Source organism: Kocuria sp. WN036 (genome assembly GCF_002287015.1).
Classification (GTDB): Bacteria; Actinomycetota; Actinomycetes; order Actinomycetales; family Micrococcaceae; genus Kocuria; species Kocuria rosea.
Window position 1 is genome coordinate 11,063 of sequence record NZ_NSKF01000031.1, and the last position, 26,075, is coordinate 37,137.

22 protein-coding genes are annotated in these 26,075 nt (G+C 76.3%); 9 read left to right on the forward strand and 13 right to left on the reverse strand.

What is annotated here, in order from left to right; genetic code table 11:
- Nucleotides 1-62: 62 nt before the first annotated feature.
- The 7 genes from CK505_RS15570 to CK505_RS15600 are packed head-to-tail and all read right to left on the reverse strand — an operon-like array spanning nt 63 to nt 9,643.
- Nucleotides 63-1,058: a glycosyltransferase family 9 protein gene (locus tag CK505_RS15570; RefSeq protein ID WP_255250976.1), complete on the reverse strand. Its 996-nt coding sequence runs from the start codon at nt 1,056-1,058 to the stop codon at nt 63-65.
- Nucleotides 1,048-2,460 carry a PfkB family carbohydrate kinase gene (locus tag CK505_RS15575; protein WP_095651644.1) on the reverse strand — a complete coding sequence of 471 codons (1,413 nt, stop codon included), beginning with the start codon at nt 2,458-2,460 and terminating at the stop codon, nt 1,048-1,050. The genes CK505_RS15570 and CK505_RS15575 overlap by 11 nt, the downstream gene beginning before the upstream one ends.
- Nucleotides 2,457-4,316 carry a glycosyltransferase gene (locus CK505_RS19090; RefSeq protein ID WP_095651645.1) on the reverse strand — a complete coding sequence of 620 codons (1,860 nt, stop codon included), beginning with the start codon at nt 4,314-4,316 and terminating at the stop codon, nt 2,457-2,459. The genes CK505_RS15575 and CK505_RS19090 overlap by 4 nt, the downstream gene beginning before the upstream one ends.
- Complete coding sequence (locus CK505_RS15585) at nt 4,313-5,272, reverse strand: glycosyltransferase (protein ID WP_095651646.1); 960 nt, start codon at nt 5,270-5,272, stop codon at nt 4,313-4,315. Before CK505_RS15585 ends, CK505_RS19090 begins: the two co-directional genes overlap by 4 nt.
- The gene (locus CK505_RS15590; protein ID WP_095651647.1) at nt 5,260-6,363 is read right to left on the reverse strand and encodes a glycosyltransferase family 9 protein; all 1,104 of its coding nucleotides are present in this window, start codon (nt 6,361-6,363) and stop codon (nt 5,260-5,262) included. Before CK505_RS15590 ends, CK505_RS15585 begins: the two co-directional genes overlap by 13 nt.
- Nucleotides 6,364-6,365: 2 nt before the next feature.
- On the reverse strand, nt 6,366-8,009 hold the full coding sequence (locus CK505_RS15595) for an HAD-IIIA family hydrolase (protein ID WP_176475382.1): 1,644 nt from the start codon (nt 8,007-8,009) through the stop codon (nt 6,366-6,368).
- Nucleotides 8,006-9,643, reverse strand: a complete 1,638-nt coding sequence (locus CK505_RS15600) for a carbamoyltransferase C-terminal domain-containing protein (protein WP_095651648.1) — start codon at nt 9,641-9,643, stop codon at nt 8,006-8,008. The genes CK505_RS15595 and CK505_RS15600 overlap by 4 nt, the downstream gene beginning before the upstream one ends.
- Before the next feature lie 214 nt (nt 9,644-9,857).
- Here CK505_RS15600 and CK505_RS15605 point away from each other — a divergent pair, with 214 nt between their 5' ends.
- Together CK505_RS15605 and CK505_RS15610 are read left to right on the forward strand one after the other, a co-directional pair.
- Nucleotides 9,858-10,229, forward strand: a complete 372-nt coding sequence (locus CK505_RS15605) for a hypothetical protein (RefSeq protein WP_017834325.1) — start codon at nt 9,858-9,860, stop codon at nt 10,227-10,229.
- Nucleotides 10,226-10,498, forward strand: a complete 273-nt coding sequence (locus CK505_RS15610) for a hypothetical protein (RefSeq protein WP_255250977.1) — start codon at nt 10,226-10,228, stop codon at nt 10,496-10,498. Before CK505_RS15605 ends, CK505_RS15610 begins: the two co-directional genes overlap by 4 nt.
- 7 nt (nt 10,499-10,505) lie before the next feature.
- On the opposite strand, the gene CK505_RS15615 is transcribed toward CK505_RS15610, so the two are convergent.
- A complete protein-coding gene (locus CK505_RS15615; protein WP_095651649.1) occupies nt 10,506-11,291 on the reverse strand; it encodes a cytochrome c oxidase assembly protein in 786 nt (261 codons plus the stop codon).
- The gene (locus tag CK505_RS15620) at nt 11,288-11,746 is read right to left on the reverse strand and encodes a DUF2243 domain-containing protein (RefSeq protein ID WP_095651650.1); all 459 of its coding nucleotides are present in this window, start codon (nt 11,744-11,746) and stop codon (nt 11,288-11,290) included. Before CK505_RS15620 ends, CK505_RS15615 begins: the two co-directional genes overlap by 4 nt.
- A gap of 139 nt (nt 11,747-11,885) precedes the next feature.
- Between CK505_RS15620 and pepN the strand changes: the two genes are divergently transcribed.
- Complete coding sequence (pepN, locus tag CK505_RS15625) at nt 11,886-14,510, forward strand: aminopeptidase N (protein ID WP_176475383.1); 2,625 nt, start codon at nt 11,886-11,888, stop codon at nt 14,508-14,510.
- A 112-nt stretch (nt 14,511-14,622) separates the two neighbouring features.
- Here the strand turns inward: pepN and CK505_RS15630 are convergent, their stop codons facing one another.
- The gene (locus tag CK505_RS15630; protein ID WP_017834330.1) at nt 14,623-14,826 is read right to left on the reverse strand and encodes a hypothetical protein; all 204 of its coding nucleotides are present in this window, start codon (nt 14,824-14,826) and stop codon (nt 14,623-14,625) included.
- 66 nt (nt 14,827-14,892) lie between these two features.
- On the reverse strand, nt 14,893-16,317 hold the full coding sequence (locus CK505_RS15635) for a hypothetical protein (protein WP_095651652.1): 1,425 nt from the start codon (nt 16,315-16,317) through the stop codon (nt 14,893-14,895).
- A 191-nt stretch (nt 16,318-16,508) separates the two neighbouring features.
- Here CK505_RS15635 and CK505_RS15640 point away from each other — a divergent pair, with 191 nt between their 5' ends.
- The 3 genes from CK505_RS15640 (at nt 16,509) to CK505_RS15650 (ending at nt 20,241) form a co-directional block, all read left to right on the forward strand.
- Complete coding sequence (locus CK505_RS15640) at nt 16,509-17,666, forward strand: hypothetical protein (RefSeq protein WP_095651653.1); 1,158 nt, start codon at nt 16,509-16,511, stop codon at nt 17,664-17,666.
- Nucleotides 17,663-19,345, forward strand: a complete 1,683-nt coding sequence (locus CK505_RS15645; protein WP_095651654.1) for an AarF/ABC1/UbiB kinase family protein — start codon at nt 17,663-17,665, stop codon at nt 19,343-19,345. Before CK505_RS15640 ends, CK505_RS15645 begins: the two co-directional genes overlap by 4 nt.
- A gap of 188 nt (nt 19,346-19,533) precedes the next feature.
- Nucleotides 19,534-20,241 (forward strand): BTAD domain-containing putative transcriptional regulator, encoded by a 708-nt coding sequence (locus CK505_RS15650; protein ID WP_176475384.1) that lies wholly within the window; start codon nt 19,534-19,536, stop codon nt 20,239-20,241.
- A 46-nt stretch (nt 20,242-20,287) separates the two neighbouring features.
- Here the strand turns inward: CK505_RS15650 and CK505_RS15655 are convergent, their stop codons facing one another.
- On the reverse strand, nt 20,288-21,682 hold the full coding sequence (locus CK505_RS15655) for an aldehyde dehydrogenase (RefSeq protein ID WP_095651656.1): 1,395 nt from the start codon (nt 21,680-21,682) through the stop codon (nt 20,288-20,290).
- 221 nt (nt 21,683-21,903) lie between these two features.
- Here CK505_RS15655 and CK505_RS15660 point away from each other — a divergent pair, with 221 nt between their 5' ends.
- The 3 genes from CK505_RS15660 to CK505_RS15670 all read left to right on the forward strand — a co-directional run bounded on the left by CK505_RS15660 (nt 21,904) and on the right by CK505_RS15670 (nt 24,495).
- The gene (locus tag CK505_RS15660; protein WP_095651657.1) at nt 21,904-22,605 is read left to right on the forward strand and encodes an SDR family oxidoreductase; all 702 of its coding nucleotides are present in this window, start codon (nt 21,904-21,906) and stop codon (nt 22,603-22,605) included.
- Between the two features lie 181 nt (nt 22,606-22,786).
- Nucleotides 22,787-23,461, forward strand: a complete 675-nt coding sequence (locus CK505_RS15665; RefSeq protein ID WP_017834337.1) for a hypothetical protein — start codon at nt 22,787-22,789, stop codon at nt 23,459-23,461.
- 143 nt (nt 23,462-23,604) lie between these two features.
- Complete coding sequence (locus tag CK505_RS15670) at nt 23,605-24,495, forward strand: oxygenase MpaB family protein (protein ID WP_031283456.1); 891 nt, start codon at nt 23,605-23,607, stop codon at nt 24,493-24,495.
- 13 nt (nt 24,496-24,508) lie between these two features.
- Here the strand turns inward: CK505_RS15670 and CK505_RS15675 are convergent.
- Nucleotides 24,509-26,075 (reverse strand): glycosyltransferase (locus tag CK505_RS15675; RefSeq protein WP_095651658.1); only part of this gene is annotated, 1,567 nt, incomplete at its 5' end.

Below are 26,075 nucleotides of genomic sequence, written 5' to 3' on the forward strand. Positions count from 1 at the left end.
CCTGACGGATCGGGTCGGATGGGAACGGCTCGGCGAACGGGCCGGGTGGTGGGCGGCGGGCCTCAGGGCCGGGCCGGGACCCCGGCGCCCTGGGCGAGCTGGGCGCGGGCGGCGGCGAGGACCTCGTCGGCCGTCACGGCGGCGAGGCGGGCGTCCAGGGCGTCCGCGTGCGGATCGCCCCACGTCGCGGCCGCCGGGTCACCGTGCCACAGCACGGTGTGCAGCCCGGGGTCCACCGCGGGGCCCCACCGGGCCGGCGGCGTCGGGCCGAAGAGGACCACGGAGCGCACGGCCAGAGCGGTGGCCACGTGGGCGACGCCCGTGTCGCCGCTGAGCACCGCGGCGGCGCCCCCCACCGTGGCGGCCAGCTCCGGCAGGGAGAGCCGGCCGCACCGGTTCTCCGCCGCTGGCAGCCCGCCGGTGACGGTCGCGGCCAGCTCCGCCTCGGCGGCGGAGCCGGTGACCACGATCCGGTGGCCGTCCGCGGCCAGGGCCTCCGCCACGGTCCGCCAGCGGGCCGCGGGCCAGCGGCGGGCGCCGGAGGCGGCCCCCGGATGGATCACCACGGGGGCACCGTCGGGCGCCGGAGCGTGCTCGCGCAGCAGCAGGTCCTCGGGGCCGCAGGGTCCCCCCGCCGTGCGCACCAGCCGGCACCACCGGTGCACCTCGTGCTCGTCGGCCCGCCACGCGGGGCCGGCGTGCCCGGCGGCGGCGAAGGCGACGAGCCGCTCCGGGCCGGTGGCGAGCAGCAGCTCGTGGCTGCGCGGACCGCGCCCGTGCAGGTTGACCGCCACGTGCCCGCCGGACAGCGGCGGGAGCGGGCCGAGCCCGGACGTGGGCAGGACCGCGTCCACCACGCCCAGCTCGGCCAGCCAGGTGCCGATGCCCTCGGGCGCGGCCAGCACCAGCCGGTGCCGGGGCAGCATGCGCCGGACCCCGCGCAGGGGCGCCACGCCGGTCAGGCCGTCGCCCAGGCCGAGGGCGCGCAGCACCAGCACGTCGCCCGGTCCGACCTCGCCCGGGTCCACGGTGCGGGGGCCACGGGGCTCAGCCCTCACGGCCGGCCCGCTGGAGGATCGCCGTGGTGGAGCGCCCGGAGAGGTAGGGCAGGACGGTGACCTCCCCGCCCCAGCCGCGCACGTCCACGGCCTCGGGAAGCTGCTCGGGAGTGTAGTCGCCGCCCTTCACCCACACGTCGGGGCGCAGGACGGACAGGGCCGCGCGGGGGTCGTCCTCGTCGAAGACGACGACCGCGTCGACGCTGCGCAGGGCGGCCAGCACGCGGGCGCGGTCCTCCTGGCCGACCACCGGCCGGCCCGGGCCCTTGAGCCGGCGCACGGAGTCGTCGGAGTTCAGCAGCACCACCAGCGCGTCGCCGAGCCGGCGCGCGGCGTCGAGGGAGGCGATGTGTCCGGCGTGCAGGACGTCGAAGCAGCCGCCCGTGGCCACGACCGTGCCGCCCGCTGCGCGCACGTCCACCAGCAGGTCCTGGACCTCCCGGGGCAGCCGCTCGGCACCGGGGTGCAGGCGCGCGCGGCCCTGGTCGCCCTGGGCGCGGCGGGTGCGGAAGGTGGCGGCGCCGCCGGCGGCGACCCACTGCCCGGCCGCCTCGACGGCGGACTCCACGGCCGTGGTCACGTCCGTGCCCGCGCCGAGGGCCAGGGCCGCGGTCGAGGCGAAGCGGTCCCCTGCCCCGCACGGATCGGTGTTGCGCACGGGAGCGGCCGGCACCAGCTCGGTGCCCGTGGCGGTCGCGAGGTGGGCGCCCTCGGCCCCGGCCGTCACCGCCACGGCACGGGCCGACCACCGCTCGCGCAGGGTGCCCGCGAGCTCGCGGGCGCCGGTCGACGCGGGGGCACCCAGGGCGGCGGCGGCCTCGGCCGCGTTGGGGGTGACCAGGGCGCAGCCGGGGACCGGCTCCCCGCCGCGCGGGTGGGGGTCCCAGACGACCGTGCCCGTCCGGGCGTGCTCCGCGAGGGCGGCGCGCACGGCGGGGTCGCGGGTGACGCCTCCCCCGTAGTCGGACACAAGGACGGCGTCCGCGCCCGCGAGGACCGCGGAGACGTGCGAGGCCGAGACGCCCACCGGGGTGCCGGGCCCGCCCTCGTCCACGCGCACCAGCGTCTGGCCGGCGCTGCGGATGCGGGTCTTGGTGCGGGTCCCGCCCTCGTGGCCGAGGCGCTCGAGGGCCACCTCCCCGAGGGCGGCGGCGAGCTCGTGGCCGGCGGCGTCAGCGGCCACGGGTGCCAGCAGGGTCACCGTGACCTCCACCGGGACGGGGCCCACAGCGGGCGGCAGGGCGCACAGCAGCGCCGCCAGGCCGGCGCCGCCGGGGCTCGCGAAGACGTCACCGACGTCGACCACGGGCACCGGGGCGTCCGGGCTCAGGCGCGTGGACGTGCCGTCGACGTCCCGGTCCAGGAGGGCGTCGCCGACCACGACGATGCGGACGGGGCTCATGCGACCCCCGCCCGGACGGCCGCCCCGTCGGCCCGGGCGCCGGAGGCCCCGCGCACGGCCGGGCCGGCGTCAGGAGGCGGGACGAGGCGCGCGTCGACCGCGGCGCACACGGCGTGGAGCAGCATGAGGTGGACCTCCTGGATCACCGAGGTGCTGGACGCGTCGACGGTCAGGGACTCGTCCGCCCGCTCGGTCAGCGGATTGGGGCCGGGGCCGGTGAGCGCCCAGACGTGCAGGCCGTGCTCCCGCGCCCGGTCGGCCGCCGCCAGGACGTTGGGGCTGCGGCCGCTGGTGGACAGCACCACGAGCACGTCGCCCGGCCGCCCGTGCGCCTGGACCTGGCGGGCGAACACCTCCTCCGCGCCGTAGTCGTTGACGATGGCGGTCAGGCTCGAGGTCTCCGCGGACAGGCACACGGCGGACAGCGGCCGCCGGTCGTCGACGAAGCGGCCGACGAGCTCGGCGGTGAAGTGCTGGGCCTCCGCGGCGCTGCCGCCGTTGCCCACGGCGAGCACGCGTCCGCCGTGCGTGAGCATCCCCGCCAGGCGGGCGCCCCACCGGTCCACCACGCCGGCGTGCTGGGCGGCCTCGCCCGCGGCCACCGACAGCTCGTCCAGGTGGGCCCCGAGCCAGTTCTCGGTCTGCCGGAGCAGCGGCGGGTGCTCCCGGCGGTGCCGGGCGACGACGCGGGCGTAGGACCGCTCGGTCTCCTGGGCCACGTGCCGCCAGCCGAAGAGCCGCTCCACGCGCTCCCGCCCGGCGCGCCCCATGCGGGCCGCCAGCTCGGGGTCCGCCAGCAGGGTGCGCAGGGCGGCCGCGGTCCCGGCGACGTCCCGCGGGGGCACGTGCAGGCCGGTCACGCCGTCCTCGATGCTGTCGAGCAGCCCGCCCACGGCGCTGCCCACCACGGGGCGGGCGCACGCCATCGCCTCGAGCGGGACCATGCCGAACGGCTCGTACCAGGGGGTGCAGGCCACGACGTCCGCGGTGGCGAGCAGCGCGGCGGCGTCGTCGTGGTCCACGCGGCCGAGCAGCTCCACGCGCTCGGCCACGCCGAGCTCCCGGGCCAGCGCCCGCAGCCGCAGGGCCTCGGGGTCCCGGTCCAGCTCGGCGCGGGCGGGGCCGCCGGCCACGACGAGCTCCGCGTCCGGCAGCTCGGCGAGGGCGCGCACGACGACGTCCACGCCCTTGCGCTCCACGAGCCGGCCGAGCGCCACGATCCGGGGCCGCTGGTCACCGGCGGGCGGCGGCGCGGGGACGAAGGCGTCGAGGTCCACGCCGCACGGCACCACGTCGATCCGGGAGGGGTCCCCGCCGAGGGCCAGGAGCTCGGCCCGTTCGTCCCGGCAGGTGGCCAGGACGAGGTCCGCCGCGGCGACGAGCTCGTTCTCGGCCGCGAGCCGGCCGGTGGGGCTGGTGTCGGCCGACCCCTGGTGGCGGCGCTTGACGGCCCCGAGCGCGTGGAAGGTCTGCACCACCGGGATCTGCATCGTCTCCGCGGCGCGGCGGGCCGCGATCCCGGACATCCAGAAGTGGGCGTGCACGAGGTCGGGGACCCCGCGGTGGGCCCAGTCGCGGGCGAGCCAGCGTCCGAACTCGTCCATGTACGGCGCGAGGTCGTCCTTGGGCAGGAGGCTCGGGGGCCCCGCCGGGACGTGGACCACGTGCGCCCCGGGGGCGAGCTCGACCACGTCGGGCAGCCGGGCGTCGTCGCGGCGGGTGTACACGACGACGTCGTGGCCCAGCCGGGCGAGACCCGCCGCGAGGGCGGCCACGTAGACGTTCTGCCCCCCGGCGTCGACCCCGCCGAGCGCGGCCAGCGGGCTGGCGTGCTCGGAGACCATTGCGATTCTCATGCTGTCACCTTCTCCAGGATGCGGTCCCACTCCGCGAGGAAGCGGTCCGCGCCGTAGTGTTCCAGGGCGTGCTCGCGGGCGGCGGCGCCCGCGGCGGCCGCCGCACCGGGATCGTCCAGCCAGTGCCGGGCGCGGGCGGCGAGGGCCTCCGGGTCGTTGGAGAGCAGCCCCGCCCCGGGCGGGACCGCCCGGGGCGCCTCGGTGGTCGAGAGCCCGAGCACCGGCATCCCGATGGTCATCGCCTCCAGCAGCGCCAGGCCCAGGCTCGTCCACCGGTAGGGGTGGTAGTAGGCCCGGTGCTCGCCGAGCGCCGCGTGCAGCTTCTCCTGAGGATAGTTCTCGTGCAGCCGCCCGGCCATGTGGGGCGCGTGCTCGGCGAGCTGGTCCATCCCCATGCCGTACACGTCCACGGGCAGCTCGCGGGCCAGCGCGGTCAGCAGGTCGGTGCCCGCGATCCGCCCGCGCCGGACGGGCTCGTTGACCACGGCGGCCAGGCTGGCCGTGCGTCCCGTGTAGAGCGGTCCGGGGTCCAGGACGCCGTGCTCCACGACCTCGGTGGGCGCGTCCCCGTTGTCCCACATCATCCGGTTGAAGTGCGTCACGTGGACCACGGGGATGTCGGAGCGCCCGGCCAGGGGGTGGCGGGTGGCCACGGCGGGCCCGCGCGGGGTGTCGTGCTCCACGTAGACCGCCGGGACGTCGCTCCCCGCCCGGCGCCCGGTCCACCGCTCGAGCAGCTCCAGCTCGTGGGGCCGCTGCAGCAGGACGACGTCGAACGCGGTGTCGGCCAGCTCCTCGGGCGTGCACTCGACGGCGGCCGCCGGCCAGTCCCAGGTCTCGGCGCGGCCGCGGCCGTCGGGGCCGCGGTCGGCGACGACGGGCAGCAGATAGGTGTGGGGACCGTGCACGAACGATGTCGTCCACGATCCGTGGACGTGCCAGGTCAGGATGCGCACCCGCGTCCTCCTTCCGGTTCGGGAACAGTGGCGAGGGCCCCGGGAGCGCCGTGCACGAGCTCCTCGACGGCCGCGAGCACGGCCGCCGGGGACACGGAGGACAGGCACGGGTGGCCGGGCACGGGGCAGTCGCGGGCGCGGGAGCCGCGGCAGTCCGCGCCCTGGTCCCCGAGCAGCACGACGGGCACGCCCCAGGGCGCCCATCGCTCGGGCGGCACGACCGGGGAGAAGAGGGAGACCACCGGGGTGCCCACGGCCGCGGCCAGGTGCGCGGGTCCGGTGTTGCCGACGACGACGCACGCGGCGGCGTCCAGCACGGCGGCCAGGCCGGGCAGGTCGGTCCGGCCGGCGAGGTCCAGCACCGTGCCGTCCGGGGCGGCCTCCCGGGCCGCGGCGCGGGCAGCCGCGGTGAGCTCCCGCTCCCCCGGCCCGCCGGTGAGGACGACCGGGCGCCCGGCCGCGGCGAGTCCCGCCGCGAGGGCCCCGGCGTGCTCGGCGGTGAGCCCGCGGGACGGGACCGAGGCGCCGGGGTGCAGCGCCACGAACCCGTCCGGCAGCGCCGACACCTCGGCCGGGAGCTGCGGGAGCGGGCGGCGCACGGCCAGGCGCAGGTCGGCGGCGGTGGGCTCGGGGGCGCCCGCCGCGACGGCGAGGGCACACGCCGCCTCGACCTCGTGGCCCCCGCCGGGCGGGTCCGCGCGGCGGTGCCGGACGTCCAGCAGCGACCCGGGGTAGTCCTCGCTCGTGGCGACCACGCGGTCGATCCCGGCGAGCCGGGCCAGCAGGGCCATGGGCAGGGGGCTCTGGTGGAAGGACGTGAACACCACGGCGAGGTCGTAGCCGCGGGCGGCGAGGGCGTCCACCAGGTCCTCGGTCGTCTCCCGGTCCACGGGCGGGGGCCGGAAGCCCGACCACGGCGCCGAGTACTCGAGGACCTCGTCCACGTCCGGCAGCAGGCGGGCGGCCGCGGCACCGGACGGGGAGGCCAGCAGGTCCACCGGGTTCCCCAGCCGGGCCAGGGCCCGCACCGCGGGCCCGGTCAGCAGGACGTCCCCGTCCGAGTCGAGGCGGACGGCGAGGGTGCGGCCCACGCTCAGCCCCGGGCCTCGGCCGCGACCGGGCGGGCGTCGGGCCGGGCGGCCGTCCCCCCGTCCGCCGCGGGGGCCAGGACGGCGGCGACGGCCTCGCGCAGGGTCCGGGCGACCACCGGGGCGGCCGCCACCTCCTCCTCGCGGGTCACCGGGGTGGGGACCAGGACGCTGCGCGCGCCGGCGGCCTGGGCGGCCTCGACGTCCGCGCCGATGTCGCCGACGAGCACGCACTCGGAGGGGTCCACGCCCAGCTCCGCGGCCGCGGCCAGCACCATGCCGGGCCGAGGCTTGCGGCACGCGCAGTCCTGCTCGGGGGCGTGCGGGCACAGCTGCCAGGTGTCGAAGGGGCCGAGCAGCTCGGCCACGCGGGCGTTGACGGCGTCGACCTGCTCGCGGGTCAGCAGGCCGCGGCCGATGCCGGACTGGTTGGACACCACGCCCACCCGCAGCCCGGCCGCGCGCACGGCGTCGACCGCCTCCCGGGCCCCGGGGACCAGCTCGACCGCGTCCGGGTCGCCGTTGTAGGGCACGTCGTGGACCAGGGTGCCGTCCCGGTCGAAGAGCACGGCTCGCACCGGGACGGGCCAGGGTCCGGTCCCCCGGTTCCGCCACCAGCCACGCGCCTTGTGCCGCACGGCGGCCACGGGGATCGTGACGCTGGTGCGGACCATGCGGCTGAGCTCGGGCAGGAACTCGGGGTCGCCGGGGCGTGGCCCCGGGACCGTGCGCAGCAGCACGAACCGGCCGGTCAGCCAGCCCCACGCCGCGGCGCCGGCGCCGGCCGCGGCCAGGGCGGAGCGCCGGGCGGGCCGGTGGCCCAGGGCGGTGGCGGTGAGCGCCGCGCCGGCGCCCGCGCCCGTGGCGCCCAGGGCGGCGACCGTCGCGGCGTGCCAGCGGAAGCCCCCGGGGGGTGCCTCGGCCGCACGGCGCCAGTCGGGTCCGTGCAGGCGGCGCATCAGGGCGTCGTCGGCGTTGCCGGCCTGCACGCGCAGGCTCACGAGGTCGTCGGCGGGACGCACGGGGTGGGTGATCCGGCGCTGCCCGCGCACCAGCTGCCACCCGGCCCGGCGCACGCGCAGCGCGAGGTCGGCGTCCTCCCGGTAGGCCCGGGGAAAGCGCTCGTCGAAGCCGGAGACGGCCTCGAGCGCAATCGTGCGGTAGGCCATGTCCGCGGTCGCCCAGTCGGCGTCCTGCAGGGACGCGGTGTTGCGCTCCCAGTCGGTGGGCCGGCGGGAGCCCGGGAGGGGGACGTCGATCCGGCCCTGGGTCGCGCCGACCTCCGGGCCGCACGCGGCGAGGTCCTCGGCCAGGCGCTGCGCCCAGCCGGCCGGCAGCTCCACGTCGTCGTCGAGGAAGGCGACCCACTGCGCCCCCGAGCGGCGGGCGACCCGCCAGCCGCGGTTGCGCGCGGCGGCCGGGCCCCGTCCGTGGCCGCGGACGGTGCGCACGGTCCAGGCCACGGTGCCGGGCACGCTGGGCCGCAGCGGCTCCACGTCGCCGGGCCGGTCGTCCACCACCACGACCTCGAGCGGTCCCGGGTGGTCCGCGTCGACGTCCTGGGCGGCGAGGGTGTCCAGCAGCCACTGCAGGCTCGGCCGTCCCATCGAGGGGACGACCACGGCGTAGGTCGTGGGCGCGGCCGTCACTCGGCCCCCTCGAAGAAGGCGGCGCGGCGGACCAGGTGCGGACCGAGCACGAGCGCGGCCACCGGGGCGGAGCCGAAGAGCTCGAGGGCGTCGCGCGGGTCGTCGACCATGGGCCGGCCGGCGGTGTTGAGCGAGGTGTTGACGACGACGGGCACGCCCGTGCGCTCGTCGAAGGCCCGCAGCAGCGCGGCGATCCCGGCGTTGTCCTCGTCGGTGATCGTCTGGATCCGGGCGGTGCCGTCCACGTGGGTGACCGTGGGGATCCGCTCGCGCCACTCGGGGGCCACGTCGTGCACGAAGAGCATGAAGGGGCTGGGCAGCGGCCCGCCGCCGAAGATCTCCGCGGCGCGCTCCTCGAGGACCATGGGCGCCACCGGCCGGAACTGCTCGCGGCCCTTGACGTCGTTGAGCCGTTCGAGGTTGTCGGGGTGGATCGGGTTCGCCAGGAGGGACCGGCGGCCCAGCGCCCGGGGCCCGAACTCGCTGCGGCCCTCGAACCAGGCGATCACGCCGTTGCCGGCGAGGATGTCGGCGACCTCGCCGGCGAGGTCCTCCGGGGTGGTGAAGGGCACCTGGGCGGTGCTCAGCCACTGCGCGAGCTCCTCGCCGGACCAGCTGCGCCCGAGGGCCGCGGTGGGCTGGGGCGCGCCGAGGTCCCCGGCCTCCTGGGCCAGGTGCAGGGCGGCGCCGAGGGCGGTCCCGGAGTCCCCGGAGGCGGGCTGGACCCAGACCTCCTCGAAGGGCGTCTCGCGCCAGATCCGGGAGTTGGCCACGCAGTTCAGGGCTGTGCCGCCGGCCATGGTGAGCACCGTGTCCCCGGTCTGCCCGTGCAGCCAGGTGGCGAGGTCCACCAGGACCTCCTCGACCACGGCCTGGACCGAGGCGGCGAGGTCGGCGTGGTCGCCGCCCCAGGTGCCGTCGTCGATCCGGCGGGGCGCGAAGCGGGTCCAGTCGGGGGCCTGGGCACGGAAGCCGCCGTCGCCCGTGGCACGGACGATCTCGCGCAGCTCGGGCAGGAAGCGGGGCTCTCCGTAGGAGGCGAGCGCCATGACCTTGAACTCGTCGCTCGAGCGCAGGAAGCCCAGGTGGTCGGTGAGGGACTCGTAGAGCAGGCCGAGGGACTCGGGCAGGGCCTGGCGGTGCAGGATCTCCAGCTCCCCGTCCCGGTAGCGGCCGGCCAGGTGCGAGTGCGCCTCGCCGCGGCCGTCGACCACCAGGACGCTGCTCGTGCGCGTGGGGGCGGCGAGCCCGGCGGAGGCGGCGTGGGCCACGTGGTGCTCCACGAACCGGACCTTGTCGCGGTCCAGGCCCGGCAGCGCCTCGGCCAGGAACCCGGCGGCGCGCCGGGCGTAGTCCACGCGCACCGGGTCGTACGGGTCGTCCGGCATCTCGGCGGCGATGGCAGGGTCGAAGGAGTAGCCGACGGCGTCCAGGTCGGCGGGCGTGAGCCCGGCCTCGGCGAGGCACCAGCGCATGGCCTGCTCGGGCAGCTCCCACGCCGAGAACGGCACGGGGCGCTTGCCGTGCTTGCGGCGGGAGAAGCGCTCCTCCTCCGCCGCCGCCACCACTCTGCCGTCCACGACGAGAGCCGCCGCGGGGTCATGAAAAATCGCGTTGATGCCCAGGTAGTTCATGAACCGGAGTATGGCACAAAACGATCAGGCGGCTGATATACATCTCGTGTCGGCCCCCGGGCGTCGCCCCGGCCGCTCGGCGGGCGGACCAGCAGCACTGTCACGTCCCATAACGAGTCGGCGCAACAACTGGTGACGCAGGTCACGGGCGTCTAGGCTCGATGGCACGGGTCGAGCAGCCGGCCGTGACGTCCTGTCGTGGAAGGACCCCTCCATGGACCACTCCCTGTCCGTCGTCGTGCAGATCGAGCTGGACACCCGGTGCGTGCACCTGGTGGTCACCGGCGATCTCACCGAGCGCAACCACCGCATCCTCACCCCCCTCGTGGCCCGCGCCCGCACCCTGGTGCCCGGTGCGGCCGTCGTCGTGGACCTCACGGGCGCCCAGCACGTGGACCCGGGCGGTCTGGACCTGCTGCGGTGGTCCCTCGACCACGACCCCCACCCCGACTCCGGTGGCGCCGTCCGGGTGCTCACCCGGCCCGCGCCGTTCGGCCTCGCCGAGGCGGCCCGCCCCCCGGCCGGTGCGCCCGCGCCGGCACCCGCGCGCTGGAACGGCGCCGAGCCGGGCGGGGTGGCGGCGTGAGCGGCGTCGACGTCGCCACGTCGCCGGCCGGCACCGGCGCCGGGGGCACCCAGGACTGCGACACGTGCCTGAGCCCGGACTGCGACTTCCCCGCCGAGCTCTCCGCGCTCCCCCTCGTGGAGCTGCAGGTCCTGCACAGCCGGGTGGTCTGCCAGCTCGAGCACGAGTACCTGGTGAACACCGACGGCCCCCACCCCGTCACCCAGGACCGCCACGAGGAGCTCGTGGCGGAGCTCGAGGCCCGCCGGGACGCGGCCCCCGGGGCGTGAGCGGTTCTCAGGCGACGGACCGGGCCGCCCGGACGCGGGGCCGCCCGGCGGCGTACCGCTGGGCGAAGAGCACGACGATCAGGGCCACGTCCACCACGTCCCCGCCGTAGTACATGAGCTGCGCCCCCGTGCGGGCGTCCGACGCCCCGACCCCGTCCGGGGGGTGCCCGTACAGGTGCTTGGCGAGCGCCGAGTGGACCGCCACGAAGCCGACCAGGACCGCCGCCCGCACGCGGAAGGAGCCCCGGTGCGGGTCCGGGTCCACCCCGACCACGGCGGCGGTGAAGACGCAGCCCGCGAGGAGGACGTGGAGGTGCACCGCCGCGTGCACGGCCACGGAGGCGTGCATCGTGCCGTACAGCCCGGTGGTGTAGAGCACCCACAGGCCGCCCGCGTTGAGCGTCCCGGCCACCACCGGACGGGTCACCGCCCGGACGGGCGGCGTGCGCAGGAGCCGGGACAGGGCGCGGGCGCGGGCCACGGGCAGCGCGCGCAGCGCCAGGGTCACGGGGGCGGCGAGCACCAGCAGCAGCGGGGCGGCCATCCCCAGCAGCAGGTGTCCGGCCATGTGGGCGGTGAAGCCGGCGCGGGCGGCCCCGGCCAGGGGCCCGACCAGCGCCGTGCCGGCGCACAGCAGTCCCGCGCACCACAGCACCGTCCGGTGCGCCGGCCACGGGCCGCGGTGCCGTGCCGCCCACAGCCCCGCGGCCCAGCCGGCGGCGGCCAGGACGAGCAGGGCGAGCACGGTCGCGTCGAAGAGCGCCCAGCCGGGGCTCCCGTGGTCGTGCGTCATCGGCGCGGGCGGGCGGTCCGGTGCGGTCGGGTCAGGCGCAGGAGCAGGAGTCCCGCGGCGAGCGCGAGCACGGCCGTGCCGATCCAGGTGGTGTCGTAGACCAGCAGGTCCACGTCGTAGCGGATCTGGTGGATCCTGAGCACCTTGTGCAGGACCACGCCGTCGACGAGCTGGAACGCGCCGAGGCCCGCTAGCAGCCCCCCGGTCCAGCGGCCCCAGGACATGGCGCCGCGGCGGCGGATGTCGGCCAGCAGGAAGAGGGAGCCCACGGTGACGAACCAGCCGAAGGCGTGGAAGAGCCCGTCCGAGGCGAGGGCGACACCGGTGGTGGAGAGGTCGTAGAAGTGGTGCCAGTGCAGGAGCAGGTGGAAGACGGCGAGGTCCACCACGGAGGCGGCGATGCCCGCCCCCAGCAGCGCGCCGGCGATCACCGTCCGGCGGTCCTGGTCGGCCATGGTGTCCTCCTGGTGCGGGCGGGCGGGTCTGCGCCCCAGCCTACGGCCGCCCGGGGCCCGGCCGTCCAGACCCGGGTTGTCCGCGGCCCGGCACGGCAGGGCCCGGCGGGCGGACCGGCCCGGGTGGTTCAATGGCACGGTGCGCAACGACAACCTGACCCGCCGCGAGACCGCCGACCGTTCCGAGCTCGTCGCCGTGGAGAGCTACGACGTCCTGCTGGACCTGTCCACCGCGCCGGACCCGGAGGCGGACTCGTTCCGGTCCGTGACCACGGTGCGCTTCGCCGCGGAGGAGGGCGCCCAGACGTTCCTGGACTTCATCGGCCGCTCCGTGGAGTCGGTGACGGTCAACGGCCGGGAGCTGGACCCGGACGACGTCGTGGAGGGCGCCCGGATCCGGCTGCCGTCCCTCGAGGCGGCCAACGAGGTCACGGTGGCCGGGCGGGGGCTGTACTCCCGCTCCGGGGAGGGGATGCACCGGTTCGTGGACCCGGCCGACGGCCGGGTCTACCTGTACACCCAGTACGAGCCGGCGGACGCCCGCCGGGTCTTCGCGAACTTCGAGCAGCCGGACCTCAAGGCGTCCTTCCGGTTCACGGTCCTGGCCCCGGACGGCTGGCAGGTCTCCTCCAACGGGGTGCGCATGGCGGCGTCCCCCGCCCCGGAGGCCGAGCGGCCCGGGGCGGTGCGCCACGAGTTCGCCCCCACGGAGCGGATCTCCACGTACATCACCACGGTGCTGGCGGGCCCGTACCACCGGGTGGCGGGCGAGTGGCGGCACTCCTTCGAGGACGGCAGCCGCATGTCCGTGCCGCTGGCCCTGTACTGCCGCGCCTCGCTGGCCGAGCACCTCGACGCGGCCACCGGCGCCCGCGAGCTGTTCGACCTCACCCGGCAGGGACTGACGTTCTTCACCGAGCTGTTCGGCTACCCGTACCCGTTCGGGAAGTACGAGCAGGCGTTCGTGCCCGAGTACAACCTGGGTGCCATGGAGAACCCCGGGCTGGTGACCTTCACCGAGGAGTACCTGTTCCCGGACGGGGCCACCCGCGCCCAGTACCAGGGGCGGGCGAACACCCTCATGCACGAGATGTCCCACATGTGGTTCGGGGACCTCGTCACCATGACGTGGTGGGACGACCTGTGGCTCAAGGAGTCCTTCGCCGAGTTCATGGGGGCGCACGCGTCGGTGCAGGCCACGGATTTCGAGGAGGCGTGGATCGCGTTCGCGGACCGCCGGAAGGCCTGGGCCTACCGGCAGGACCAGCTGCCCACCACGCACCCGGTGGTCGCCGACATCCACGACCTCGAGGCCGCCCGGCAGAACTTCGACGGCATCACCTACGCCAAGGGCGCCGCGGTGCTCAAGCAGCTCGTGGCGTTCGTGGGCTACGGCCCGTTCGTCGACGCGTGCCGCGCCTACTTCCGCCGCCACGCCTACGGGTCCACCACCCTGGAGGACTTCCTGGCCGTGCTCGAGGAGGCCTCCGGGCGGGACGTGCGCGGCTGGGCGGAGTCCTGGCTGGGCACCTCCGGCGTCACCTCGCTGGCCCTGGACCTCGCCCGGGACGACGACGGCACCGTCACCTTCGCGGCGCTGCTCCAGGACCCCGGCGCCGGGGTGCTGCGCCCGCACCGGCTGCTGCTCGGCGGCTACGAGCGCGGTCCCGGGGACGTCCTGGTGCGCACCGGCACGGTCAGCGTGGACCTGCCCGCCGAGTCCTCCGTGGAGGTCCCCGAGCTCGTGGGCTCGACCGCGCCGCTGCTGGTGGTCAACGACGAGGACCTCACCTACGCCAAGACCCGCCTGGACCCGCTCTCGCTCACCACGGCCCTGAGCTCCCTGTCCTCCGTGGAGGACGACATGGCCCGCGCCCAGCTGTGGTCGGGGCTGTGGAACGCCACCCGGGACGCCGAGCTCGACCCCGGGGACTGGGTGGGCGCCGTCCTGGACCACGGCTTCGCCGAGCCGCAGACCGGAATGTTCTCCACCGCCGTGGACCACGCCGTGGAGGCCGTCGAGCGCTTCACCCCGACCGCCCGGCGGGCCCGGCTTCGGGGCCGGCTGCTCGACGCCGCCGTCCGGGAGCTGCGCCGGGCGGATCCGGGCAGCGACCGGCAGCTGGCCCTCGCCCGGCTCACCGCCCGCACGGCCCGGCGCGACGGCAGCCACGCCGGATGGTTGCGCGACCTCCTGGGCGGGCGGGACGCGCTGCCCGGGCTGCGGCTGGGCTCGGACCTGCGCTGGGCGCTGTGGACGGCGCTCGCGGCCACCGGCCACGGCGAGGACCCCGTCCTGGACGCCGCCCTGGAACGGGAGCGCGCCGCCGACCGGACCCGCACCGGGCAGGTCGGCTGGGCCCGGGCCCGCGCCGCCCGCCCGCTCCCCCGGGCCAAGGCGGAGGCCTGGGACGCGATCACCGGTGACGAGCTGTCCAACGACCTGCTGAGCGCCACGGTCGCCGGCTTCCAGCTGGGCCCGGCGGAGCTGGTGGAGCCGTACCGGGAGCGGTACTTCGCCATGCTGGAGGAGGTGTGGGCGCGCCGGTCCATCGGGATGGCCACCCGCATCGTGCAGGGGCTCTACCCCGCCGGCGCCGATCTCGAGCCGGGGCACGACCCCGAGCACCACCCGGTGCTCGCCCGCACGGAGCTGTGGCTGAGCAACCACGCCGGGGCGCCCGCCGCCCTGCGCCGGATCCTGGTCGAGGAGCGGGACCACCTGCTGCGGGCGCTGCGGGCGCAGGCGGCGGCGCGCCCCTGACCCCCGCACGCCGAGGCCGGCCCCGGGTCCTCCGGGCAACAGCAGTCCCCCCGGTGCGCACCGGGGGGACTGCGACGGTCCGGGGGACCCGGCGGTTCCGGGCGGCGCGGGCTCAGGTGGCGGGGCGCCCCGAGCGGCGCAGCACGCGGTCGACGGCGCGCTGGGCGTCCTCGTTGGACTTGAAGACCCGCCGGTCGAGGCTCTGGCCGAGCGACATCGACGAGTTGCCCAGCTGCAGCAGGTTCACCTTGGAGTCGTTGCGGTGCTCGCGGCGCGGCTGGGGCGCCTGCGGACCGGTCCGGGCGTCATAGGCCATGGTGGATCCTTTCCGTGACACCTCCAGTGTAGGAGGCCGCCGCCCCACTGAACAGAGCGCCGCCGGTCATCGGCCGTGCCGCCGCGCCCGGGACGTGAACCAGCCCCGGTCCACGGACCGCCGCACCCACCAGGTGCGCGCCACGAGCACGAGGGACAGCACGTGCAGCAGCACGAGCACCGACCAGTACGCCGCGGCCGCCACCGGGGTGAAGGGGACGGAGGCCGCGCCGGCGAGCATCAGCATGACCAGGGCCTCCAGGTTCAGCGCGTAGCGCAGGGGGCGCATCACGCGCACGGAGATGTCGTGCTCGGGCTGCCGGTTGATCCAGGACAGCAGCACCGCCACCACGGACATCACGATCGAGGCCGCCGCGGAGGGCACCTGCCAGCCCGGCCCCAGGACGTGCTCCCGCACGGTGGCGACGAGCCCCACGAGCAGCAGGACCGCGGTGATGAGGCTGACCGCCACGGAGGCGAACGCCGTGATCCCCTGCCGGGCCGGCAGGATCACCATCTCGCAGACGGCGTCGTCGAACCGGGACGTGGGCCGCAGCGCCAGGTGGCCGCGCACCGCCCCGGGCCACCGCCGCACGGCGCGGTCCTCGGCGAGCACCCGGTCCACCGCCCGGTGCGAGCCGCCCGGCCCGCCGGGGCGCCCGCCCTCGTGCGAGAGGACCGTGAACTCGTGCAGCCGGACCTCCGGGGGCACCGTCAGCTCCAGGTGGAAGCTGCGGCAGGACGCGAGGTCGTGCAGGCCGACCCGGCCCACCCAGGGCATCCAGCAGTGCCGCAGCCGGTCCCGAGCGCGCGGCCGCCGGCCGGCGGCGTACTGCTCGTCCATCGAGTACTTGAGCACGAGCCGGCGCCCCGCGAACTCGGCGGGCAGCGCGAAGGTCAGCAGGAAGCCGCGGGCCAGCTGGTCGGCCACGGTGGTGAACAGGGCGAGGTCGGCCTCCCAGTGCTCGGCGTCCTCCGCCGGCAGCCGCCCCCGGTCGACGAGCTCCTGGACGACGGCGCGCAGGTGCTCGCAGTAGGCCCAGAACCCGTCGAGGGCGTCCTCCACGAGCAGCTCGGGGGCGTGCACGATCGCGGGGACGTGGTCGTCCGCCAGGACGGCCGCCTCGGCCAGCGGCAGCTGCTCCGGGATCAGTCCGCGCAGCAGCAGCTCGGCGAGCGCCCCGTTGTCCTCGGTGCTGAGGACCGGGACGGGGTCGCCCTGGCAGACGGCGTCGAAGTTGCGCAGGGGCTGCTTGGCCTGGATGGTCACGGGCACCAGCAGCCGGCCGGCGGCGTCGGCCGGCCACGGGGCGCGCGCGGCGAGGTCGACGTCGAGGGAGACCTTCCGGCGGGTGACCCCGTCGGGGCTCATCAGCACGGACTCCACGCGCCGGTGGATCCAGTCGCCGGGGCTGAGGAAGAGCGTGCGCAGCACGTCGACGTCCACCGCCGGGCGGTCCGGCTCGGGCGGGAGGTCCTGGCCCTGGGGCATCCGCGCGCCTCCTTCGGGGGTCCCGGTCCGGCTCTCGTCCCGGGGCGTCACCGGGGCCCGCCCGGTGTCCTGATCGGCCATCATTGCACCAGTCAGCGCGGACACCGTACGGGCCCGGCGGTGGACCGGGCGTCACGGGAATCGTGAGAAGCTATTGACGACTTGATGCCCCAGCTCCATCGAGGGAGACCATGACCGACTACGCGCTCAACGACCGCGGCTCTCTGGAGATCGTCACGGAGAACTTCTACGACACCGAGATCATGCGGGTGTTCGGCGGTCTGGCCTTCGGCAAGCTGCGCACCTGGACGGGCAACGCGGCGCTGGTCCCGGAGCCGGACAACCCCTTCGACCCCCACACCGTCTCGGTGCGGATCGGGCCCAACAAGATCGGCCACCTCGCCCAGCAGGACGCGCAGCGGTACTGGCCCTACCTCGCGCGGGTCATCGCGTCCGGCTACACGCCGGTGGCGCCGCTGAAGCTGGAGGCCACGGTCCTGCGCCAGGACGGGCAGGCGGAGGTCGACGCCGCGGCGCGGCTGTCGATCGCGGCCCCGGACCTGCTGTTCCCGCTCAACACGCCCCCGGCGCAGGCCGCGGTGCTGCCGCAGGGCCCGTCGATCAAGGTCCTGGACGAGCAGGAGTTCGCCGAGTACCTGCACAGCGTCATCCCCCCGTCCGGGGAGGGCCGCGTGATGCTGACCCTGGAGACGAACAAGGTCCGCAACCACCACGGGCAGACCCTGGACATCGTCGACGTGCTCTACGAGCGCCGCCAGGTGGGCCGGCTCTCCACCCAGATGTCCCAGCAGTTCATCCCGATCATCGACCACGCCTTCCAGCAGGAGAAGCTCACCGCGGTGTGGGGCACCATCCGCGGCTCGGCCTTCGAGGTCTCGATGACCCTCCAGGCCGCGCGTCCGGAGGACATCCCCGCGGAGTGGTTCGAGCAGCTGCCCAACGACGTCCCCGAGCTCCTGCCGCCCGGCGGCAGCTTCGCCGTCCCGGACGCCTACGTCCCGGCCGAGGCCGACCGCTCGCGCAACGCGAAGAAGTGGCGCAAGGGCCTGGCCGTGTCCGCGGCGGGGTCCGGGGGCGCGGAGCGCGCCGGGCACGACGACGACGTGTCCGCCCAGCGCTCCTCCGCCGGCCCGGGGACCGGCGTGCTCGGCCGGGTGCACGTGGCCGTGTGGACGCTGCTGGCCATGACCGTGCTGCTGGGCGGGGTGGGCGTGGTCTTCCTCGGCATCGAACCGCTGGTGAGCGCGCTGTGCTTCATCGTGGCCGTCGCGACCGGCTTCATGTCCTTCTACCTCGCCCGGATGAGCACCGGAGCGGCCCGCCGATGATCAGCCGCCGGGAACGCTTCCTCCAGATCCTCGAGGTCCTCTCGAAGCACGGCTTCGGCTTCGCCCTCGGCGGGATCAAGGAGGAGTGGCGCGCACCGCTGGCCCGGGTCCGGCTCATCGACCCCGACAAGCTCTACAGCCAGCCGGTCCACCTGCGGCAGGCCCTCGAGGAGCTCGGTCCCACGTTCGTGAAGCTCGGCCAGGTGGTCTCGACCCGGCCGGACCTGCTGCCGCCGCGGTACGTGCAGGAGCTGACCCGGCTGCAGGACAGCACGCCCCCGGTGCCGCCGGAGCGGATCCGGGCGATGATCGAGTCGGAGCCCGACTCCGCCGCCGAGGAGATCCTCGCCGAGATCGACCCCGTGCCGCTCGCCACGGGCTCGATCGGCCAGGCGCACGCGGCCGTCTACAAGGGGGTGGACGTCGTCGTGAAGGTGCGCCGCCCCGGCGTCGTCGAGGAGGTCAACCGCGACCTCGAGATCCTCGCGGAGCTGGCCAAGCTGCTGTCCACCTACTGGCCGGCGGTGCAGCACTTCGACCTCGTGGGTCTGGCGGACGAGTTCGCCCAGTCCCTGCGGGACGAGCTGGACTACCTCACGGAGGCCCGCAACGCCCAGCGGATGGCCGAGAACTTCAGGGGCGACCCCCGGGTGCACGTCCCGGAGATCTTCTGGGAGGCCTCGACCTCCCGGATCCTCACGATGGAGCGGATCCGCGGGATCAAGATCAACGACTACCCCGCCCTCGAGGCCGCCGGGCTCGACCGGCACCTGCTGGCCGTGGACTCGACCGAGGCCATCTGCCGGATGATCTTCGAGCACGGCTTCTTCCACGCGGACCCGCACCCCGGGAACCTCTTCGTGGAGACCGGCGGGCGGATCGGGATCATCGACTTCGGGATGATGGGCACCCTCACCGACGAGTTCCGGGACCACCTGGTGACCCTGATGCTCGGCGTGGTGCAGGAGAACCCGCGGCGGGTCGCCGCGGGGCTGCTGGGGCTGACCTCGCAGGAGCTGGACGTCAACAAGAAGGACCTCGAGCGGGACGTGGCGATCCTGCTGCGCCGCTACGCGAACAAGCCCCTGCACGAGGTGCGGGTGGGCCACCTGATGGGCGACCTCATCGGGATGCTGCGCCGCTACCGGATGCACCTGCCGCGCGAGTCCGCCCTGTTCCTGCGGATGCTCGTCACGGCGGAGTCCGTGGGCACCGGCCTGGACCCGGAGTTCGACCTCGTCTCGGTCCTCGCCCCGTACGCCCAGCGGTTCGTGCTGCACCGGCTCTCCCCCGAGATCCTGGCCAAGCGGGTGCGCGACATCCTGCAGGACGCGGTGCAGATGGGCGTGGAGGCCCCCGAGTACCTCCGGCGGCTCATCGTGGTGCTGGAGCGCGGCGGCTTCGACGTCCACCTGCGCGCCGACGAGTTCGAGCCGCTGCTCAAGCGCGGCGAGAAGATCGGCCACCAGGTGGTGGCCGGCGTGGTGATCGCCGCGTCCATCAACGGCATGGCCCACATCCTGGCGTCCGACCCGGAGCGGTGGCGGAAGTTCCACACCCCCCTGATCGCGGGCGGCGCGACCACTGTGGGCACGCTCACCGGCTATCTCGTGCTCTCCACCAACGTGCCCAAGGTCCGGCGCCTGGCCAACACCATCCGGGTCCGCCGCCGCTTCTGAGCCCCGGCGGGGCGGCCCGCCCGGCCTCCGCCCCGGACCCCCGCCGCGCGGGGACCCGGCAGGGACCCGGCACGGACGCACTCGCGGCGGGGCACGACATCCCGTTGACTTCCCCCACCCCGCGGCAGAGCATGGCGGTGGAACCCGGGCGCGGACGTTGTGCCTGGTCAGCCGGGGGGAGCGGGATCATGGGCGAGCGGAGGCCGATCACGCTGCGCCTGCTGGGGAGCTGGGACCTCGCCGTGCAGGGCGCCCCGGTGCACACCGGGGCGCGGCAGCAGCGGCTCCTGGCGGCGCTGGCGGTCCACGGCCCCCGGTCCCGGCACTACCTCGCCGGCCTGCTGTGGCCGGAGTGCCCGGAGGACCACGCGCTCGGCAGCCTGCGCGCGGCCGTCTTCACCCTGTCCCGGCGCGTGCCGGGGGCCCTCACGGGCCGCGGCGGCGACCTCGCGCTCTCCGGGGCGGTGGACGTGGACCTGCACCGTCTGCTCGAGCTGGTCGTGCGCCCGGTGGCGTCCTGGTCCGCCGAGCGGGACGACGCCTGGGTGCTGGACCGCCCCCGGGTGGCGCTGCTGCCGGGCTGGTACGACGACTGGGTGGTCGAGGAGCAGGCCCGGCTGCAGGAGCTCTACGTCAACGCCGTGGAGGAGCGGGCCGAGCTCTGCCTGGTCCGCGGGGAGGTCCACCACGCCCTCGCGCTGGCCCGGACGGTCCGAGACGCCGCTCCCCTGCGCGAGAGCGCCGTGCGCCTGCTGCTCCGCGCCCACCTCGCTCTCGGCAACGAGGCCGAGGCCCGGCGGGCTTTCCAGGAGTACCGCTCGGCCCTCGCGGCGGAGCTGGGCGAGCAGCCCTCGGACCGGGTCCGGGGGCTGCTCGAGCCACGGCGCCGGCGGTGAGGACCCGGGTTCCGCGGCCCGGGCCCACGGGGGCCGCGGCCAGTGCTCAGCCGGCCGCGGGCGGCATCTCCAGGTGCACGACCTTCACCTGGGTCATCTCGTCGAGGAGCTCGGGGCCGTAGCCGAAGCCCGCGCCGGACGCCCGCCGCGGCTGCGCCGCACCGCCCGGGGCGCCGCCGAAGACGTTGTTGACCTTGAGCGTGCCCACGGGCAGCTCGGCCACGGCGCGCTGGGCGTGGGCGATCCGGCCGGTGAGCACGGTGGCGGCCAGCCCGTAGCGGTCGGCGGCGGCCAGCCGGAGCCCCTCGTCGAAGCTGTCGACGACCTGGACCGGCGCCACGGGCCCGAACGTCTCCTCGGTCATCACGGTCATCGCGGGGGTGCACCCGCGCAGCACGGTGGCCGGGTAGAACGCGCCGGGGCCCTCCGGGACCTGGGCGCCCTCGAGCACGACCGCCCCCTGGGCGACGCTCTCGGCGACCTGGCGGTGGACCTCCTCGCGCAGCCGCTCGTCGACCAGCGGCGCCAGCGTGCCGTCGGTGTTGCGCCGGCGCGCCTCCTCGGCGAGCGCCTCGAGGAACGGCTCGGCGACGCCGCGGTGGACGTAGATCCGCTCGACCGCCACGCAGATCTGGCCCGAGTTCGCGAACGCGCCGAGGGCGGCCTGCCCGGCGGCCCAGACGGGGTCGACGTCGTCGTCGACCACCAGGGCGTCGTTGCCGCCGTTCTCCCGGACCACGTGGGCGCCGGTGCCGACCGCCGCGCGGGCGATGGCCTCCCCCGTGGCGGTGGAGCCGACGTGGGCGAGGACGTCGACGCCGGGCAGCGCCGTGAGCAGCTGCCCCACGGCGGCGCCGCCGGTGACGGTGCCGAGCACGCCGGCCGGCAGGACCCCGGCGAGGATCTCCCCGAGGCGGGCTCCGAGGTGGGGGCACCGTTCGCTCGGCTTGTGCACCACGGTGTTGCCGGTGACGATCGCCGCGCCCAGCAGGCCCGCGGCCACGGCCACGGGGTCGTTCCAGGGGGTGAGGGCGACGACGACGCCGCGCGGCTCCGCGACCGTGTAGTCGGCCGCGAGCACGCTGCCGCGCAGGCTGTGGCCCCGGTGCACCGGGCCGAGCTCGGCGTACTGGTGGAGTGTGCCGACCCCTGCCATGACCCCGCCCAGGGACTCCTCGACGGGCTTGCCGGTCTCGCGGGCGTTGAGCGCGGCGAGCTCCTGGGCGTGGGCGGCCAGGCGGTCGGCGGCCGCGCGCAGGGCCTTCCCGCGCTCCTCGGGGGCGGTCCGGGCCCAGTCCCGGGCGGCGGCGCGGGCGGTCTCGACCGCGGCCCGCACCTCCTCCTCCGTGGCGGCGGCCAGGGTGCCGACCGTGGACCCGTCCCGCGGATCCTGCACGGTCAGCTCGGTCGTCGGGGCGGTGGCGGGTGCTGCGGTGGTCATGGAACTCCTTCTCCGTGCGGGCGGGCGTCCTCCGGCCGTGCGGGTGCGGACACCCCGGGGGCTGTCCTGATGAGCATACTGATGAACGGCTCGGGAGCGGCTACGGTAGCAGGGCCAGGCCGCCGCACCCGCGGCGCCTGCCCCCTGTTCCGACGAGGAGCAGCACGCCCGCCCGCGGCACCGGCCGTGGGCGCGGCCGTGTCCAGCAGAGAGGAAGTTGCATGAGTCTCCAGCCAACCAATCCCGGCCGGGTGCTGATCACCGGCGGTGCCTCCGGGCTCGGCGCCGCCGTGGCGGAGGCGGTCCGCGACAACGGCGGCACCCCCATCGTCCTGGACCGGGACATCAGCACGCTCACCGGCGTCACCGCCTACGAAGTCGACGTGGCGGACACCGCCGCGGTGACCGAGGCGGTGCGCCGGGCCGTGACGGACGCCGGCGGTCTGGACGCGGTCGTCACCGCGGCCGGCATCGACCGCTGCGGCCGGCTCGAGGACGTGGCGAGCACCGAGTGGGAGAAGGTCGTGCAGGTCAACCTGTTCGGCACCGTGTCCACGGTGCGTGCGGCGCTGCCCGCCCTGCGGGAGTCCCGGGGGCGGGTCGTCACCGTGGCCTCCACCCTGGCGCTGAAGGGCGTCTCGGACGCGACGGCGTACTGCGCCTCCAAGTTCGGGGTGCTGGGCTTCACCCAGGCCCTCGCCGCGGAGCTCAAGGGCGAGGTCGGCGTCACCCAGCTCATCCCGGGCGGCATGAAGACACGCTTCTTCGACGACCGGGACGAGCAGTACAAGCCGCAGGACGACTCCCAGCTCAACGATCCGGAGAACGTCGCGAACGCCGTCCTGTTCGCCCTCGGCCAGCCCCGCGGGTGCGAGATCCGCGAGCTGTTCGTCGCCCACGCCGAGGAGGGCTCCTGGCCCTGATCGGCCCTGCGCACGGAGGGACGGCCGGGCCGGACCGCGGAAACGCCTCCGGCCCGGCCGTCGCCGCTGGTGAGGGCACGATTGTCCCCACAACGGGCGACGGGTCGGGCGCGGGCAGATCATGACTGCGCATCTAGACTGATGACCTCTCCCCGACCGCACAGGAAGGCCTGACGTCAGCGTGGACTCCCCCCTCGACACCACGGTGGCACGCGTCCCGATCACGGTGCGCTGCCTCGACGAGCACGGCCGGCCCGTGCGCCTCTCGGCGCGCACGCTCGGCCGCGGCTCCACCGACCTGCAGGACCTGCTGCGCCGGGCCTACGCCGCCGTCCGGGAGGACTGCCCCGCCGAGACCGTCACCGTCTCCTTCCTGGAGGACTGCCGGGGCAGGCTGCAGCTGGAGTACCTGGTGGTCGACCGCACCCGTCCGAGCCGCTGGCGGCGGAACCGCGAGCGGGGCCGCGCGGAGGACGTCCGGACGGCGCTGACGGAGGCGACCATCGTCGTGACCCTCGCGGTCGAGGCCGTCGGGGCGGTCGCCGCCGCGTCCACGGCCCGGTGGTCGGAGGGCGACACGCCCGACTTCGCCGATCTGGTCCTCGACGGCGCGCGCACCGTCCGGCTGCCCGGCGCCGTGCGCGACCTGCTCGGCGACGACGCGGTGCTGGAGCTGCTGCGGGGCACCATGGCGATGTTCCTGGACGACGACGTCGAGCAGCTGGTCATCGGCAAGGACCCCGAGCTGCCCGGCCGCTACCAGGAGACGGTGGTCACCCGCTCCCCCGCCCTCGTGCGCTTCCTCCGGGGCGGGCCCCTGGCCGGACTGGTCCCCGGGGGCTCCGAACGGCCCTGAGCTCCCGGCCCTGCCCGCTGCGGCCCCGCCCCGGTGGCGGACCCGGGCGCGGTCCTGCGCGGCGCGCCGCCGCGGATGTCGGAGGCGGCGGCCATGATGGGCCCGACCGGTCACCGGGACGGAAGGGGCTCGACGTGGGACTGATGGCGCCGCTGCAGGACAGGCTGCGCACGACCTTCGCCGGACAGGCGGACCGCGTGCCGGAGTGGGAGCTGGCGCTGGCCGACGGCCAGGACGCCGGGCACTTCCGGCCCGGTTCGGCGGTGTGGGCCGTGCACGGGTCGATGGCGACCATCCCCGCGGGCGTGCGCGCCCTGCTCACCCAGGCCCTGCACCCGGGGGCGCTGGCCGGCGTCGTCGAGCACTCGGACTACCGGAGCGACCCCCTGGGGCGCCTCGCCGGGACCATCCGGTGGATCTTCACCGTCACCTACGGGGACACCACCGCCGCGCACCGGGCCTCGGCGCACGTCCGCCGGATCCACGACGGCGTGCGCGGCACCTACACCGGGGCCGACGGCGTGCGGCGCCCGTACTGCGCGAACGACCCCGAGCTCGCCGAGTGGGTCCACCTGGCGTTCACGGACGCGTTCCTGCGTTCCCACCAGCGGTGGGGCGGGACGATCCCGGGCGGGCCGGACGCCTACGTGCGGGAGTGGGCCGTGGCGGGCCGGCTGATGGGCGTGGAGCGGCCGCCGCGCTCCGAGGCCGAGCTGGACGAGCGCCTCCGGTCCTTCGGCCCCCGCCTCGCCGGAGGCCCGCGCGTGGACGACGTCGTGGCGTTCCTGCGCCGCCCGCCCCTGGACCCCGTGCTGCTGCCGGGCTACCGGGCCCTGTTCGCCGCCGTCGTGGACTCGCTGCCCGGGGACCGGCTGGACCTGCTCGGTCTCGAGCGTCCGCGGCTGGGCCCCGTGCCGCTGCCCACCCGCAGCGCCGCCGGGCTCACCCTGGCGGTGGTCGGCCGCGCCCTCGGGGAGACGGGGCCGAGCGAGGCGGCCGCGCGCCGCCGCCTCGCTCGCCTCGGCCTGCTCTGAGAGCGCACCGCGCTCAGGCCGAGGCCTCCTCGGTCCCGGCGCGCCCGGTGACGTGGTCGTAGGCCTCCGTGGCCGCCGCGGCCACGCCGTGCCACGTCCCTCCCGGCACGACCCGGCGCCGGCCCTCGCCGCCGAGGCAGCGGCGCACGGCGGGGCACTCGAGCATCATCCGCAGGACCGTGGCGAGGGTCTCGGGCTCCTCCGGCGGGGTGAGCATCCCGGTGATGCCGTCGGCCACGGTCTCGGCGAGCACCGGCAGCCGCGAGGCGACCACGGGGGTCCCGGTGGCCAGGGCCTCGACGGACTCGGTCGGGGCCGCGGCCCGGGTGACCGGGCGGTCCTTGCGGGCGACCACGAACACGTCGAACGCCTGGTGGTACTGCACGACCTGCTCGTCCGGGACCCGCCCCGTGAAGCGGACCCGGTCGCCCAGGCCGAGCTCCGCGGCCAGGCGCTCGAGCTCCCGCCGCGCCGGGCCCGCGCCCACGACCACCACGAGCAGCTCCGGCACGTCGGCGCGCACGAGGGCCGCGGCGCGCAGGAGGTCGTCGAGGCCCTCGTGCTCCACCAGGTCCGCGACCGCGCCCACCACCCGGGCCGTCTCCGGCAGCCCGAGCACCCGGCGCGCCTCCCGCAGGGGACGGGGATCCGCCAGGTAGGGGCCGTCCACGGCGGGGGGCGCCACGCGGACCGGGACCGGGCCGGCCGGCAGGGCCCGCGTCAGCGCCCGCACCCGCTCGCCCATCGCACGGCTCGTGGTCACCACGTCGGCCGCGGCGGCCAGGACCTCGGCCTCCCGGGCGCAGTCGAGCCGGTGGCGCTCGCTCGTGACGGCCTCGGCGGGACGGGAGGCCGCCCACCGGTCGGCAGGCAGCTCGCGCACCTCGTAGACCCACGGGATGCCCAGGGCCTCGGCCACCGCGCGGGTCACGAGGCCGTTGCCGGGACGGCTCGTCGTGTGCAGCACGGCGGGCCGGGCGCGCAGGGCCAGTTTGAGCAGGGCCTGCGCCTCCTGCTGCAGTCGTGCCGTGGGCAGCAGCGCGCGGCGGGCGGGCAGGATCCGGTGGTAGGAGACGCCGTCGAGCACCTCGGGCGCCGGCCCGTGCGACCGGCCGTCGGCGGGCACGGGACCGGGGCGGGTCACCGCGGTCACGGTCCAGCCCTGGGCCACGGTCGCTGACAGCAGGGAGTGGTGGCGCGGCGCGCGGCGGCCCAGGGCGCGCGGCGGGGCCTCGGCCAGCACGTGCAGCACGGAGGCGGCCTCCGGCCGGTAGCCGACCACCGGGGTGAGCGCGGGACGCCAGCCGGAGAGCAGCCGCAGGTCGTCCTCGTAGTGGAGCAGCCGGCGGCGCTCCCCCGGCGTGGCTCGCCCGGCGGCCACGGCGCGCCGGAGCTCGACCACGGCCTCCGAGATCCGGCCGACGTAACGGTGGCGGCGGGCCCGCGTGCCGGCGAGGTCGCTGGTGCCGGGCGGCACCAGCGCGAGGAACCGGTCCGCCTCGGCCACGCGACCCGCGGACAGGGCGGCCTCGGCGAGGCGCCGGGCCGCGCCCGGCGCGGGACGCCGGCGGCGGGCCCGG

Excerpts from the sequence above, each read along its gene's own strand:
- CK505_RS15635 (WP_095651652.1), bottom strand. The coding sequence starts at position 16,317 with ATGCCCCAGGGCCAGGACCTCCCGCCCGAGCCGGACCGCCCGGCGGTG.
- CK505_RS15600 (WP_095651648.1), bottom strand. The coding sequence starts at position 9,643 with ATGAACTACCTGGGCATCAACGCGATTTTTCATGACCCCGCGGCGGCT.
- CK505_RS15650 (WP_176475384.1), top strand. The coding sequence starts at position 19,534 with ATGGGCGAGCGGAGGCCGATCACGCTGCGCCTGCTGGGGAGCTGGGAC.
- CK505_RS15660 (WP_095651657.1), top strand. The coding sequence starts at position 21,904 with ATGAGTCTCCAGCCAACCAATCCCGGCCGGGTGCTGATCACCGGCGGT.
- CK505_RS15615 (WP_095651649.1), bottom strand. The coding sequence starts at position 11,291 with ATGACGCACGACCACGGGAGCCCCGGCTGGGCGCTCTTCGACGCGACC.
- CK505_RS15620 (WP_095651650.1), bottom strand. The coding sequence starts at position 11,746 with ATGGCCGACCAGGACCGCCGGACGGTGATCGCCGGCGCGCTGCTGGGG.
- CK505_RS15640 (WP_095651653.1), top strand. The coding sequence starts at position 16,509 with ATGACCGACTACGCGCTCAACGACCGCGGCTCTCTGGAGATCGTCACG.
- CK505_RS15645 (WP_095651654.1), top strand. The coding sequence starts at position 17,663 with ATGATCAGCCGCCGGGAACGCTTCCTCCAGATCCTCGAGGTCCTCTCG.
- CK505_RS15670 (WP_031283456.1), top strand. The coding sequence starts at position 23,605 with ATGGCGCCGCTGCAGGACAGGCTGCGCACGACCTTCGCCGGACAGGCG.
- CK505_RS15605 (WP_017834325.1), top strand. The coding sequence starts at position 9,858 with ATGGACCACTCCCTGTCCGTCGTCGTGCAGATCGAGCTGGACACCCGG.
- CK505_RS15575 (WP_095651644.1), bottom strand. The coding sequence starts at position 2,460 with ATGAGCCCCGTCCGCATCGTCGTGGTCGGCGACGCCCTCCTGGACCGG.
- CK505_RS15630 (WP_017834330.1), bottom strand. The coding sequence starts at position 14,826 with ATGGCCTATGACGCCCGGACCGGTCCGCAGGCGCCCCAGCCGCGCCGC.
- CK505_RS15655 (WP_095651656.1), bottom strand. The coding sequence starts at position 21,682 with ATGACCACCGCAGCACCCGCCACCGCCCCGACGACCGAGCTGACCGTG.
- CK505_RS19090 (WP_095651645.1), bottom strand. The coding sequence starts at position 4,316 with ATGAGAATCGCAATGGTCTCCGAGCACGCCAGCCCGCTGGCCGCGCTC.